The organism is Delftia sp. Cs1-4, from assembly GCF_000214395.1.
GTDB classification, from domain to species: Bacteria; Pseudomonadota; Gammaproteobacteria; order Burkholderiales; family Burkholderiaceae_C; genus Comamonas; species Comamonas acidovorans.
The window spans coordinates 5,387,570-5,400,932 of record NC_015563.1; the positions used below are offsets into that span (position 1 = coordinate 5,387,570).

At 68.6% G+C, this 13,363-nt stretch carries 10 protein-coding genes; 5 read left to right on the forward strand and 5 right to left on the reverse strand.

Annotated features, from left to right (window positions below; all coding sequences use genetic code 11):
* Positions 1 to 7: 7 nt before the first annotated feature.
* Positions 8 to 2,236 (reverse strand): formate dehydrogenase subunit gamma, encoded by a 2,229-nt coding sequence (locus DELCS14_RS23625; RefSeq protein ID WP_013803890.1) that lies wholly within the window; start codon positions 2,234 to 2,236, stop codon positions 8 to 10.
* Positions 2,237 to 2,535: 299 nt separating this feature from the next.
* Between DELCS14_RS23625 and DELCS14_RS23630 the strand changes: the two genes are divergently transcribed.
* Positions 2,536 to 2,979 (forward strand): MarR family transcriptional regulator, encoded by a 444-nt coding sequence (locus DELCS14_RS23630; protein ID WP_016449026.1) that lies wholly within the window; start codon positions 2,536 to 2,538, stop codon positions 2,977 to 2,979.
* Between the two features lie 93 nt (positions 2,980 to 3,072).
* Here DELCS14_RS23630 and DELCS14_RS23635 read toward each other — a convergent pair whose 3' ends face one another.
* The 4 genes from DELCS14_RS23635 to DELCS14_RS23650 form a co-directional block, all read right to left on the reverse strand.
* Positions 3,073 to 4,389 carry an MFS transporter gene (locus DELCS14_RS23635; RefSeq protein WP_013803891.1) on the reverse strand — a complete coding sequence of 439 codons (1,317 nt, stop codon included), beginning with the start codon at positions 4,387 to 4,389 and terminating at the stop codon, positions 3,073 to 3,075.
* Positions 4,390 to 4,742: 353 nt separating this feature from the next.
* Positions 4,743 to 7,715, reverse strand: coding sequence for a cytochrome c (locus DELCS14_RS23640; RefSeq protein WP_013803892.1), 2,973 nt, complete (start codon positions 7,713 to 7,715; stop codon positions 4,743 to 4,745).
* The gene (locus tag DELCS14_RS23645; RefSeq protein WP_013803893.1) at positions 7,712 to 8,269 is read right to left on the reverse strand and encodes a (2Fe-2S)-binding protein; all 558 of its coding nucleotides are present in this window, start codon (positions 8,267 to 8,269) and stop codon (positions 7,712 to 7,714) included. Before DELCS14_RS23645 ends, DELCS14_RS23640 begins: the two co-directional genes overlap by 4 nt.
* A gap of 107 nt (positions 8,270 to 8,376) precedes the next feature.
* Complete coding sequence (locus tag DELCS14_RS23650; RefSeq protein ID WP_012203778.1) at positions 8,377 to 9,534, reverse strand: FAD-dependent monooxygenase; 1,158 nt, start codon at positions 9,532 to 9,534, stop codon at positions 8,377 to 8,379.
* A 323-nt stretch (positions 9,535 to 9,857) separates the two neighbouring features.
* On the opposite strand from DELCS14_RS23650, the gene DELCS14_RS23655 reads away from it, so the two are divergent.
* The 4 genes from DELCS14_RS23655 to DELCS14_RS23670 are packed head-to-tail and all read left to right on the forward strand — an operon-like array spanning position 9,858 to position 13,325.
* The gene (locus DELCS14_RS23655; protein WP_012203777.1) at positions 9,858 to 10,646 is read left to right on the forward strand and encodes an Asp/Glu racemase; all 789 of its coding nucleotides are present in this window, start codon (positions 9,858 to 9,860) and stop codon (positions 10,644 to 10,646) included.
* 11 nt (positions 10,647 to 10,657) lie between these two features.
* A complete protein-coding gene (locus DELCS14_RS23660) occupies positions 10,658 to 11,503 on the forward strand; it encodes an alpha/beta hydrolase (protein ID WP_013803894.1) in 846 nt (281 codons plus the stop codon).
* A gap of 50 nt (positions 11,504 to 11,553) precedes the next feature.
* Positions 11,554 to 12,639 (forward strand): hypothetical protein, encoded by a 1,086-nt coding sequence (locus DELCS14_RS23665; protein ID WP_012203775.1) that lies wholly within the window; start codon positions 11,554 to 11,556, stop codon positions 12,637 to 12,639.
* Positions 12,636 to 13,325, forward strand: a complete 690-nt coding sequence (locus DELCS14_RS23670) for an N-carbamoylsarcosine amidohydrolase (RefSeq protein ID WP_013803895.1) — start codon at positions 12,636 to 12,638, stop codon at positions 13,323 to 13,325. The genes DELCS14_RS23665 and DELCS14_RS23670 overlap by 4 nt, the downstream gene beginning before the upstream one ends.
* Positions 13,326 to 13,363 lie beyond the last annotated feature (38 nt).

Genomic DNA, 13,363 nt, shown 5'->3' on the forward strand with positions numbered 1-13,363 from the left:
TCTCCGGTCAGGCAGCCGTTGCGGCCGTGGTGGACTCGATGCCGAAGTCCTGGGGGTAGTGGTTCAGCGCCGAGCGCACGGGATACGGCGTCATCCCGCCCATGGCGCACATGGAGCCGTGCTGCATGGTGTCGCACAGGCTTTCCAGCAGGGCCACCTGGCCGGCGTGGGCAGCAGGGTCGGTGCCGGCGCGCACGATGCGGTCGATGACCTCCACGCCGCGCGTGGAGCCGATGCGGCAGGGCGTGCACTTGCCGCAGGACTCGATGGCGCAAAACTCCATGGCATAGCGCGCCAGCTGCGCCATGTCGGCCGTGTCGTCGTGCACGACGATGCCGCCGTGTCCCACCACGTTGCCCTTGGCGGCATAGGCCTCGTAGTCCAGCGGCGCATCCCAGTCGGCCGGCGCCACATAGCTGCCCAGCGGGCCGCCCACCTGCACGGCCTTGACGGTGCGGCCCGTGGCCGTGCCGCCGCCAAAGTCTTCCACCAGCTCGCGCAGGCTCAGGCCGAAGGCCTTTTCCACCAGGCCGCCGCGCGCAATGTTGCCGGCCAGCTGGAACGGCAGGGTGCCGCGCGAGCGGCCCATGCCGAAGCCCTGGTAGAAGGCCGCGCCGCGCGCCAGGATCAGCGGCACCGTGGCCAGCGTGATCACGTTGTTGATGACCGTGGGCCGGCTCCACAGCCCCTCGATGGCCGGCAGCGGCGGCTTGGCGCGCACGATGCCGCGCCGGCCCTCGATGCTCTCCAGCATGGCCGTTTCCTCGCCGCAGACATAGCTGCCCGCGCCCTTGCGCACCTCCATGTGGAAGGCCCGCCCGCTGCCGGCCACGTCGCGGCCCAGCCAGCCTGCGGCCTCGGCGCGCGCAATGGCTTCGCGCAGGGTGGCGATGGCATGCGGATACTCGCTGCGCACATAGACCAGGCCCTGCGTGGCGCCCACGGCCAGGCCCGCGATGGCCATGCCTTCGATCAGCGTGTAGGGATCGCCTTCCATCAGCAGCCGGTCGGCGAAGGTGCCCGAGTCGCCCTCGTCGGCGTTGCAGGCAATGTACTTTTGCGGCCCCGCTGCGGCGGCCACGGTCTTCCATTTGATGCCGGCCGGAAACGCCGCACCGCCACGGCCGCGCAGGCCCGAATCCAGCACCTCCTGCACGATGGCCGCGGGCTCCATGCGCGCCGCGCGCTCCAGCCCCTGCCAGCCGCCATGGGCTGCGTAGTCGGACAGGTTCAGCGGGTCGATGACGCCCACGCGCGCAAAGGTCAGGCGCTCCTGGCGCGCCAGGTAGGCAATGGCCTCGGTCAGTCCATGGCACAGCGCATGGCTGCCGCCCTGCAGCATTCCGGCATCGATCAGGCCCGGCACCGCATCGGCCGTGACCGGGCCGTAGGCCACGCGGCCTTCGGGCGTCTCGACTTCCACCAGGGTCTCCAGCCACAGCAGGCCGCGCGAGCCGTTGCGCACGATCTGCACCTGAAGGCCGCGCGCCGCGCACTCGCGCTGCAGGGCGCCGGCCACGGCGTCAGCGCCCACGGCCAGCGCGGCGGCATCGCGGGGCACGTAGACGCGCACGCCGGGGCCTGCCCCTGCCCCTGCTCCTGCCTCTGCCCCTGCCTCTGCCCCTGCCCCTGCCCCTGCCCCTGCATGCGCAGGCTGGGCCGCCGGCTCGCCGGCCTGCTCCGGCTGGCGGCATTGCGCGATGAGTGCATCCAGTCCGTTGGCCGAGACATGCGCATGGGGCTGGCCATCGAGCATCACGGCAGGCGATGACGCGCACAGGCCCAGGCAATAGACCGGCTCCAGCGTGACGGCGCCATCGGCACTGGTTGCATGCCCATGCCCATGCCCGTGCTCACTCGATCCGCAGCCCAGCGCCTGGCCTGCGTGGGCCAGCAGCGCGTCCGCACCGCGCGACTGGCAGGCCTCGGCGCGGCAGACCTGCAGCACATGGCGGCCCGCTGGCGTGCTGCGGAAATGGGGGTAGTAGGAGATGACGCCATGCACCTCGGCACGCGAGAGGTTCAGCGCATCGGCAATGCGCGGCACGGCGGCTTCGGGGATATGGCCCAGCATGTCCTGCACGGCGTGCAGCCACTCGATCAGGGGGCCGGGGCGCCGGGCATGGACGGCAATGGCGTGCTCGACGGCCTCGCGCTCATGGGCGCCGAGTGCGCTGCCGGCAGCAGCGGCATTGAGGACGGCAATGGGAATGATCTTCCCTTGTGTGGCTGGCATGGGTATCCCTGCTGGCTTTCGTTGTGGGGAGCGGCGCGGTCCGGTCCGCTGGCGCTTTGTCTCTCATGCCATTTCAAGGCCTGCCGGGCAAGCCGTCAAATTCAAACGGATGATTGCGCCATTCAATCGGCAAATGAGCCGCCGGGCAGTGCTGCGCCTGCTGCCCCAGGTCTTGCGGATGCCGCAGCCAGCGCGGGTTTGCGGCACTTGGCAAATGCGCCCGGCTTGTCGCAAATCACACGGTATTTGGTGTGAATTTTGATAAGCTCACGCGCACCATGAACCACCCGCCATCAGCCATGACGCCACAGGATGGCTATCATTTTTCAGACCAGATCGGCCACCTGCTGCGGCGTGTCTATCAGCGCCACACTGCACTCTTCCAGCAATACATTCCCGACTCGCAGCTCACGGCTGCGCAATTCGTGGTGCTGTGCTCCGTGCGCGACAACAGCGGCAGCTCACTTGCCGACATCGTCAAGGCCACCGTGATCGACCAGGCCACCATCCGCGGCGTGGTGGACCGGCTCAAGCAGCGCGAATTGGTGCAGGTGGACCATGACCGCATCGACCGCCGCAAGGTCGTCATCAACCTCACCGAGGCCGGCCAGGACCTGGTGCGCGACATGGAGCCCTTCGCCAAGCAGATCACCGAAAGCACCTACGGCAAGCTCAATCCGGCCGAGCGCCTGGCGCTGGATTTTCTGCTCAAGAAGATGCTGGAAGGTGGCGAGGCCGACTGAGCCGTTGCAGCCTCCCCAAAAAAACAAAGGCCAGAAGGAAAAATCCTTCTGGCCTTTTTGCTGAGCCGACCTTTCAGTCAGCTCAGGCCGTCATCAATCCAGCGCCCGGTTGCGCGATTCCACATCCACGGCCCAGATCGACAGGGCGCCGCCCACCAGCATGGCGGACAGCACGGCCAGCGCCAGGGTGAAGTGGGTGGCCATGATGGGCGCAATGATGGCCGGGGCGAACAGGCCGCCGAAGCGCGCCACGGCGCCGGCCATGCCCATGCCGCTGGCGCGCAGGTCGGTGGGGTAGACCTCGGGGGTGAAGGCATACAGCGCGCCCCAGGTGCCCAGCAGCGAGAAGCTCATCAGCAGGGTGGAGCCGATGACCACGAAGGGCGACGAGCCCAGGCTGTAGAACATGCAGCCGACGGCGCTGAGCAGCAAAAAGCCGATCAGCGTGGGCTTGCGGCCCCAGCGCTCCACGCCATAGGCCGACAGCGCAAAGCCGGGCAGTTGCACCAGGGCCAGCACCACCAGGAAGACCTGGCCGCGCATGAAGGCGAAGCCCTCGCTGCTGAGCTTGACAGGCAGGTAGACGAAGACACCGTAGTAGGCGATGGAGATCAGCGCCCAGGCCAGGAACAGCGAGAGGCTGCGGCGGCGCAGGTCGCCGTTGAACAGCGCGAGGATGGATTTGCGCTCCTGCTTTTCAGGCTGCAGGGCGGGGATGTCCGCGGTGGTGCCGTTGACCTTGGCCACCCGCTGCAGCACCTTGCGCGCCTCCTCAGACTTGCCGTTGCGGTTGAGGAACATGGGCGACTCGGGGATGTAGAAGCGCAGCACCACGCCGATCAGCGCCGGCAGTCCGGTCACGAAGAAGATCACGCGCCAGGCATCGTCACCCCAGGACACGGCCACCAGCGCCAGGATGGCCAGGAAGATGGTACCCACGGCCCAGAACGATTCCAGCAGCACCAGCCAGCGGCCGCGGCGGTCGCTGGGCAGGAACTCGGCCATCATGGTGTAGTCCACGGGCAGCGTGCCGCCCACGCCGATGCCGGTGATGAAGCGCAGCACCAGCAGCCAGGCGAACTCGGGCGCAAAGGCCGAGGCCACGCCCGCAAAGGCGTCGATCACCACGGCCATCATCAGCACCGGGCGGCGCCCGATGCGGTCGGCCAGGCGGCCGAAGACGAAGGCGCCGATCAGCATGCCGATGAAGAAGAAGGTGCCGGTCTGCAGCGCCTCGGGCACGGTCTTGCCGAAGGTCTTGGCAATGGACGGCGCGCTGAAGCCGATGGACAGCACCTGCATGGCATCGGCCAGCCAGACCAGCCCGAAGATGACGAACAGCCGATATTGGAACTTGCCGACACCCGCTGTCTGGATGCCTTTTTCCACCGAAATGTATGTAGATGACATGCAGGGACTCCTTTTCTAGCCATCGCAATTGTTGAATCTGTCTTTTCCCAGGCAAGGCCGTTCAGCTTGTGTTGCCGTCTCCTGCCGTGCCTTCCACCCTTCACACATCCGGAGCGAACCGCTCCCTCGGCGCCATCTCCATGGCCCGATGAAAAATTTCCGGATGTCGGTCTCTGCATCCGGGCGATGGGCGCATTGCGGACAGGCTGCACATCGACAGCGCCGTCCGTTGTTGCCCATCACCCGTCCCCAGCATCAGATGTCAGGACCCAGGCCCTGGAGAGATTCCAGGGCAAGGTGTCCATATCCGCGGCATCGCCCCTGCCGCCGCCCATTGCTGCCCATTGCCGCCCTCAGTGCGCATGCGCCTGCATGCGCAGCCGGTTAATCGTCTTCGTGTCGTCTGGCCAAGCTTTTTCCTCCGGTGCAAATCGTTCGCGCAAATATCCGAGCAGGTCCGCGATCTGCCTGTCATCCAGGCTGTCCCCGAAGCCGGGCATGTAGCCCAGCGCATCGTCGGCCGGCGCCTGTATGCCGTTCAGGATCACCTGGACCAGGTTGTCGGGGCTGGCCGCATGCAGGTTGGTGTTCAGGGCCAGCTGCGGCTTGACGCCGAACAATGTGGGACCGCTGCCCGCCTCATGGCAGACGGCGCAGGCGTTCTGGTAGATGCGCTCGCCATTGGCGTGGCGGTCCAGGGCCCTGGCAGGTGGAGCCGCAGGCGCCGCCGCCTGCACGGCGGCCGGTGCCGGCATGGCCGGGGCGGCGGCCTGTGGGGCCTGTGGGGCCTGGCCCGGCAGTTCCATCAGATAGGTGGCCATGGCGCGCACATCGGCTTCGGGCAACTGGGCCAGGCCGTGGATGACGGGCGCCATGGGGCCGGCTGCCACGCCGTGGCGGGCCGAGAAGCCGGTGCGCAGGTACTGGTACAGCTCTTCGCGGCTCCAGGGCAGCTTGCCGCCGGCCAGTTGATTGAGCGCGGGCGCCGTCCAGCCTTCGGCCTCGCCGCCGCCCAGGTAGTGGATGCCGGTCTTTTCGGCACCCAGCGCATTGCGCGGCGAGTGGCAGGCCGCGCAGTGGCCCGCGCCTTCGACCAGGTAGGCGCCCCGGTTCCATTCGGCGCTGCGCGCGGGGTCGGCCTTGAAGGGCGTGGCGTCGTGGAACAGCAGGTTCCAGCCCGCCATGGCCGGGCGCAGGTTGTAGGGGAAGGCCAGCTGTGTCTCGGGCGCCTTGGCCTTCACGGCGGGCTGGGACATCAGGTAGCCGTAGAGGGCCTGCAGGTCGCCATCGCTGAGCTTGGCGAAGGCCGTGTACGGGAAGGCCGGATACAGCTGGCGCCCATCTTGGTGGATGCCGTGGCGCATGGCGCGCTCGAAGGCCGCGTAGGACCAGCGGCCGATGCCGGTTTCGTTGTCGGGCGTGATGTTGGTGGAGTAGATGGTGCCGAACGGCGTCTCCAGCCCGAAGCCGCCGGCATTGGCCGCGCCGCCCGGGGCCGTGTGGCAGACCACGCAGTCGCCCGCAGCCGCCACCAGGCGGCCGCGCTCCAGGGCCTGCGGCGAGTACAGGGAAACATCGGGCCCGTCGGTCAGCGGCAGGGCCGGCTTCAGCGGCCAGACCATGGCGGCCATGCCGGCAAGGCCTGCGGCGCCTGCGGCCAGCCAGCCCCAGCCACGGCCGGGCCGCGCCGCACCGGGCTTGCCGGCGCCCTCGCCCGCCAGGGCCAGGCGCAGTTGCTCGGGCTGGAAGGGCACTTCGCGCAGGCGCACGCCTGTCGCATGGTGAATGGCGTTGGCAATGGCGGCGGCGGCGGGCAGCGTGGCCACGCCGTCCAGCGCCAGATCGCCCTGGCGGATGACCGCGACATCGCCGGGCGCATGCTGCGCCAGGTCGGAGCCGGGCTTGGCGACCACGTCGAAAGAAGCAGCGGAAGCTGTGGACCCCGCCCAGTCGTCAAAAGCGGGGGCCGCGCCCAGCAGCCGGCGCGCATCGGCCAGCAGTTGCGGGTCCTGCTGGACGATCTCGGGCCGCGTGCTGGCGGCCTGCGCCGCTTGCAGGCTGCGGCTGTCATGGCCGGCCACGACGCGGGTCACTTCGATCTCGCCCGTATGCGGGTGCACGGCCACCTCGGCCACCCAGGCGCTCCAGGCATGGAGGTCGGCGCCCTGCGCATCCAGGGTCTGCAGCTGGGCGGTGGCAAAGCCCCGGCCCAGCAGGCGGCCGTCGGCACCCTCGTGGGACGGTGCCTGCTGCGATGCCTGCGCACGCTCGGCCACCTGCCGGGCCAGATCGCGCACCGGGCCTTCGGGCAGGTGCTGCAGCCGCCATTGCAGCGGATCACGGCCCTGGTCCAGCGCCTGCTCATGCCAGTGGCTTTCGCGGGCAAAGACCTGGGCGGCATTCAGATCATCGACGCCGGCATGCCGCAGGCTGGCGGCCAGCCTGCGTTCATGCACTTCGCCGGCATCGAGCACGGTGGCCAGGGCCGCGGCGCGCGCCAGCTCGGGCTGGCTCAACAGGCGCGCCATGCTGGGGCGCACGGCCCAGGGCGTGTCGGACAGCAGCAGGTCTGGCTGCGGCGATGCATTGCCCGGCTGAGGCTGCACCACCGTGTAGGCTTCAAGCCCTTGCGAAGGCTGCGCATCCACGCGCAGCACCAGCTCCCGGCTGTGTGCGCTGCCCGCAGCAGTCCAGGCCTCGCAGGCCACGCTGACAGGCCGGCCCACGGCCTGGGACAGCAGGGCCGCATCGGCCGCTGCGTCCATGAGATCCAGCACATGCGGGGTGCCGGCCGCCGTGGCCGGCAGGCTGAACAGCCGCAGCGCGGACTCGGGGCATTGCAGCAATGCAGCCAGTTCGCGGCCGATCATCTGCCGCACATCGGCGTCACAGGGCGGCAGCCAGACGCTGGCATGGCCGTCCAGGCACCACACGGCTGCGCGTGCGGCACCCTCGCAAGACACGGGCGCCGCCATGCGCCAGACATAGCGGCCGGCATCGGGCAGGTCGGCCTTGTCAGCCTTGTCGGTTCTGTCGGCAGCACGGGGCGCGCTGGCGGCCCTGGCTTCCTGCCGGTCATCCCAGGCAGGGGCCAGGCTGGCAGCGGCCTGCCGGGCATGGACAGGCGCCACGGCCACCACACCCAGAAAATGCCCGCGCTGCACCGCAGCCACCACGCCGGCCATGGCCTGGGCGTCCTGCAGCCGTGCATGCAGGGGCACGCTGCCCCGGTAGCGCAGACCGTCCCAGGCCGCGACGGGCGGGCGCAGCGCCAGGCCGTGCAGCAGGTCGGAAGGCAGGGCGGGAGTGTGGCCGGCCGGGCTCATGGCTGGACCTCGCCCGCGCTGGAAGATGGAAAACCGGAGGGTGCCTGCAGCGCGGCGCGTTGCGCCCGCAGCTGCACGGCGCGCAGGGCGGCCTGCATGATTTCCACATGCGTGCCGCAGCGGCACAGGTTGTGGTGCAGCTCGTTGCGCAGCTCTTGCTCGCTGGGATTGGGGTTGCGGCGCAGCAGGGCCTCCACCGTCATGATCATGCCGTTGAGGCAGTAGCCGCACTGGGCCGCCTGGCAGTCGATGAAGGCCTGCTGCGTGGGGCCGGGGCACTGGCGCGAGCCCAGGCCTTCCAGCGTGGTGACCTCGCGGCCCACGGCCGCCCGCACGGGGATCACGCAGGAACGCGCGGCCACGCCATCGATCAGCACCGTGCAGGCGCCGCATTCGCCCAGGCCGCAGCCGTACTTGGGCCCGTTCAGCTCCAGGTCATTGCGCAGCACATGCAGCAGCGCCGTCCCGGGCGCTGCCGGCACCTCGCATGCGCGTGCATTGACCTGCAGGCGGATGGGGCTGGGGGTACTGCTTGGATGGACTGGGGTTCCCATGGGACGAGGCTCTTGCAACTTGGCTGCGGTTCAGGATGTCGGCGTTCTGCGGCCGGACAGGAGGGGGGGATTCCCTCCCCTCCCCTCGTCCGGCAAGGCAGCGAGTATCAGGCCGCTGCCTTGACCTTGGGCTCGACCAGGGGCACGTTGAACACGTCGTAGCCGAAGCACCAGGACGGATCTTCGTTGGTGCGCAGCCAGGTGTTGTCGTGCGAGATGCGCTGCACCTTGCTGGCGCGTTCGGCACGGTTGGCTTCGTACAGGGCGAAGGCCAGCTCATGGTTGTGCGCGCCGACTTCCTTGAGGCAGCGCGCCAGCATGGCGCCGTCCTCGATGGCCATGGCCGCACCCTGGGCCATGTGGGGCTTCATGGGGTGGCAGGCATCGCCCAGCAGCACCAGGCGGCCACGGCTCCACAGCGGCAGCGGATCGCGCTCGAGCAGCGACCACTTGGTCACTTCCACGGTGGCGTCGATCAGTGCCTGCACGGTGGGATGCCAGCCCGAGAAGGCCTCGCGCATCTCTTCCTTGCTGCTTTCCAGCCAGCGATCGTTGAGGTCCCACTTCTCGACGGGCACGCCGGTCACGTAGTACAGCTCGTCGGCCTTGCCGGTGACGAAGTAGGTCATCATGTGGCGGTCATCGCTCCACCATTTCACGCAGGCATCGAAGGGCAGCATGCCGGCCTTGACCTCGGGCGTGGGGAACACGGCGCGGTGGGCCAGGTAGCCCGCGTACTTGGGCAGTTCCGGGCCCAGGAGTTCCTCGCGGATGCGGGAGTTCACGCCATCGGCGCCGATGACGATGTCCGCCTCCTCGGTCGTGCCGTCCGCAAAGTGCATGACCACCACATTGCCGCGGTCCTCCACCTTGGTCAGGAACTTGCCGTAGGCCATCACGCTGTCGGGCAGGGCCTCGACCAGCAGCGCATGGAAGTCGCCACGGTGCACGGTCAGGTAGCTGGCGCCGTATTCCTTGACGGCGTAGTCGCCCAGCGGGATCTGGGCCAGCACGTCGCCCGTCTGCCAGTGGCGGCTGTACCAGTAGTCGGGATGCGAGCCCTGCTCGTTGAGCGCGTCCTCGATGCCGATGCGGCGCAGGATCTTCATCACATTGGGCCCGACGTGGATGCCGGCTCCCAGGCGCGAGAAGCTGGGCGCCTGCTCATAGACGCGGACATTGAAGCCTTCCTGGAGCAGCAGCTTGGCAGCTGCAGCCCCGCCGAGACCGGCGCCGACAACGGCGATTCGAGGGGATTGAGACACAGTTTTCTCCTTGCAGGAATGTTGAAAGCCAGACGGGGCAACCGTTGCTTCGGCGCGTCCTTGCAGGGTGTAGAGCAGGAAGCGTGCCAGGCAACAAAACACTTAATTCAGGTGTATGCGCTTGAATTTTTCAAATCGACGCATGCACCATAGGGCGGCAGAATAAATTGAAGTTCGCCATTTTTGGTGCAATTTCTGCACCAAATCAGTACAAACCCCGAGAAAATTCTCATTTGCAAGGCGGCACGTCTTTTGCAAGAATAAAGCGTACACACTCAGTTGATTCTGATCAGAAACCCTCGAAACTTCGCAAAGGCAAGTCCATGACCAAAACGTTCCGCATCGGCCAGATCGTCCCCAGCTCCAACACCACCATGGAGACCGAAGTGCCTGCCATGCTGCAGGCCCACTCCACGCTGCGCCCGCAGGACCGCTTCACCTTCCACTCCAGCCGCATGCGCATGAAGAAGGTCCAGAAGGAGGAGCTGGCCGCCATGGACGCCGAAAGCGACCGCTGCGCGCTGGAGCTGAGCGACGCGCGCGTGGACGTGCTGGGCTATGCCTGCCTGGTGGCCATCATGGCCATGGGCAAGGGCTACCACCGCGTCTCGCAGCAGCGCCTGACCGAGCGCACGGCCAGCAATGGCGCCACCGCCCCAGTGATCACCAGCGCCGGCGCGCTGGTGGAAGCGCTCAAGGTGATGGGCGCCAAGAAGATCGCCCTGGTGGCGCCCTACATGATTCCGCTGACCCAGCTGGTCATGGACTACGTGGCCGCCGAAGGCTTCGAGATCGTGGACTGGCGCGCGCTGGAGATCCCCGACAACCTGGACGTGGGCCGCCACGACCCCGCCAAGCTGCCCGGCATCGTGGCCGGCATGAACTACGCCGACGCCGACGTGATCGTGCTGTCGGCCTGCGTGCAGATGCCCTCGCTGCCGGCCGTGGCCCAGGTCGAGGCCCAGACCGGCAAGCCCGTGCTGACCGCCTCCATCGCTACCACCTATGCCATCCTCAAGGAACTGGGGCTGGACCCCGTGGTGCCGGGCGCGGGTGCGCTGCTGTCGGGCGCCTATCCCTACGACACCGGCACCAGCGCAGCCAAGGCCTGAGGAACACACGCATGACCAGCATCTCCAGCACCCCCAGCACATTCCGCTACGGCGGCAACGTCCATGCCAACGGCATCCGCCAGCACTACCTGCGCTACGGCGGCGCCGAGGGCGAACGCGCGCAGCGCGACGCCGTCATCCTGATCCCCGGCATCACCAGCCCGGCCGTGACCTGGGGTTTCGTGGCCGAGCACCTGGGCCGCCAGTTCGACACCTATGTGCTGGACGTGCGCGGGCGCGGCCTGTCGTCCTCCGGCCCGGACCTGGACTACAGCCTCGATGCCCAGGCCGCCGACGTGGCCGCCTTCGCCCAGGCCCTGGGCCTGCAGCGCTGGGCGCTGGTCGGCCACTCCATGGGCGGGCGCATCGCCGTGCGCGCCGCACGCAGCCAGCCGGCCGGGCTCACGCGCCTGGTCATCGTCGATCCGCCGGTCTCCGGCCCCGGCCGCCGCGCCTACCCGGCCGCCCTGCCCTGGTATGTGGACTCCATCCGCCAGGCCACGCTGGGCATGGATGCCGAGGCCATGCGCGCCTTCTGCCCCACCTGGACCGAAGAGCAGCGCCAGCTGCGCGCCCAGTGGCTGCACACCTGCCACGAGCCGGCCATCGTGCAGAGCTTCGAGGACTTCGGCCGTGACGACATCCATGCCGACCTGCCCCGCATCCAGCACCCGCTGCTGCTGGTCACGGCCGAGCGCGGCGACGTGGTGCGCAGCGAGGACGTGGCCGAGTGGCAAGGCCTGGCACCCCAGACCGAGCATGTGCGCGTGCCCAATGCCGGCCACATGATTCCCTGGGACAACGAGGCCGGCTTCTATTCGGCCCTGGGCGATTTCCTCGGCGCGCGGGTGGACTGAATGTCCAACCGCAGCCCACTCCCATCCATCGCGACACCAAGGAGCCGACCATGTCCGTCAGCGATATCGATCTGATCCACGCCTGGAAGCAGGTGCTCACGCTGTCCCGGCTCGAAGCCGGCCAGACCGTCACCGTGCTCACGGGCGCCGACACGCACCCGCAGACACTGCGCTGCGCCATTGCCGCCTCCAGCGAAATGGGTGCGCGCGTCAACCGCCTGGACCTGCCGCCCGTCAATGCCGAAAAATCACTGAGCCGCGACTCGCTGGCCTACCTGGGAACGACGCCGCTGACCGGCAACCCCGCCGCCATCGCCGCGCTCAAGGCCAGCGACCTGGTGCTGGACCTGATGACCCTGCTGTTCTCGCCCGAGCAGCACGAGATCCTGCAGACCGGCACCAAGATCCTGCTGGCCGTGGAGCCGCCCGAGGTGCTGTGCCGCCTGGTGCCCACCGAGGGCGACCGCGCGCGCGTGCAGGCCGCATCCAAGCTGATCGAGGCGGCCGGGCAGATGCACATCACCTCGGCCGCGGGCACCGACCTGCGCTGCCGCCTGGGCAGCTTCCCGGCCATCTGCGAATACGGCTTCGTGGACCAGCCCGGCCGCTGGGACCACTGGCCCAGCGGCTTCGTGCTGACCTGGCCCGACGAGGGCGAGAGCAACGGCCGCGTGGTGCTGGACCGGGGCGACATCCTGCTGCCCATGAAGGACTACGTGACCGAGCCCATCGAACTCGTCATCGAAAAGGGCTACGTCACGCGCATCAGCGGCGGCCTGCAGGCCGACATCCTCAAGGAGTACATGGCCTCCTACGAGGACCCCGAGGCCTATGCCGTCTCCCACATCGGCTGGGGGCTGCAGCCGCGCGCCCACTGGTCCATGCTGGCCCACTACAACAAGGAAACCCACATCGGCATGGACGCCCGCGCCTTCGAGGGCAACTTCCTGTGGTCCATGGGTCCCAACAACGAGGCCGGGGGCAGCCGCACCACGGCCTGCCACATCGACATTCCCATGCGCCACTGCTCGGTGGCGCTGGACGGCAAGCCCACGGTCATCGACGGCGTGGTGCAGGACGAGGAAGGACTGGCGCGCGCCGCCAAAAGGTCCAAGCAAGGAAAGGACATCGCATGACCACGACAACCTCCGGCCAGGCCACCGGCGCGCAGAGCGTTCCCACCGAGGGCGTGCAGGGCGACATCTCTGCCTACGCGCGCCAGGGCTTCGGCACGCCGCTGCCGCTCAAGGCCCCGTTCGGCCTGCTCATCATCGACTTCGTCAACGGCTTTGCCGACCCGGCCGTGTTCGGCGGCGGCAACATCCCCGAAGCCATCGCGCAGACGCAGCACCTGCTGGCCCATGCGCGCGAGCGCGGCTGGCCCGTGGCGCACAGCCGCATCGTGTTCTCGGACGACGATGCCGACCACAACATCTTCTGCCTGAAGGTGCCCGGCATGCTGACCCTGAAGGAAGACAGCCCCAACAGCGCCATCGTGCCCCAGCTGGCTCCGGCCGCTGGCGAATACGTGGTGCGCAAGAGCACGCCCTCGGCCTTCTTCGGCACCATGCTCGCACCCTGGCTGGCCCAGCGCGGCGTGCAGACCCTGCTGGTGGCCGGCTGCGTGACCAGCGGCTGCGTGCGCGCCAGCGTGGTCGATGCCATGCAGTCGGGCTTTCGCCCGCTGGTCGTGGCCGACTGCTGCGGCGACCGCGCCCTGGGCCCGCACGAAGCCAATCTGTTCGACATGGCCCAGAAGTACGCGGCCGTGATGCCGCTGAGCCAGGCCATCGCCGACACCGACGCCCTCGCCGCAGGTTGATCCCACCGCGCCAACGCGCCTATGGGGCCGGCCCTGCG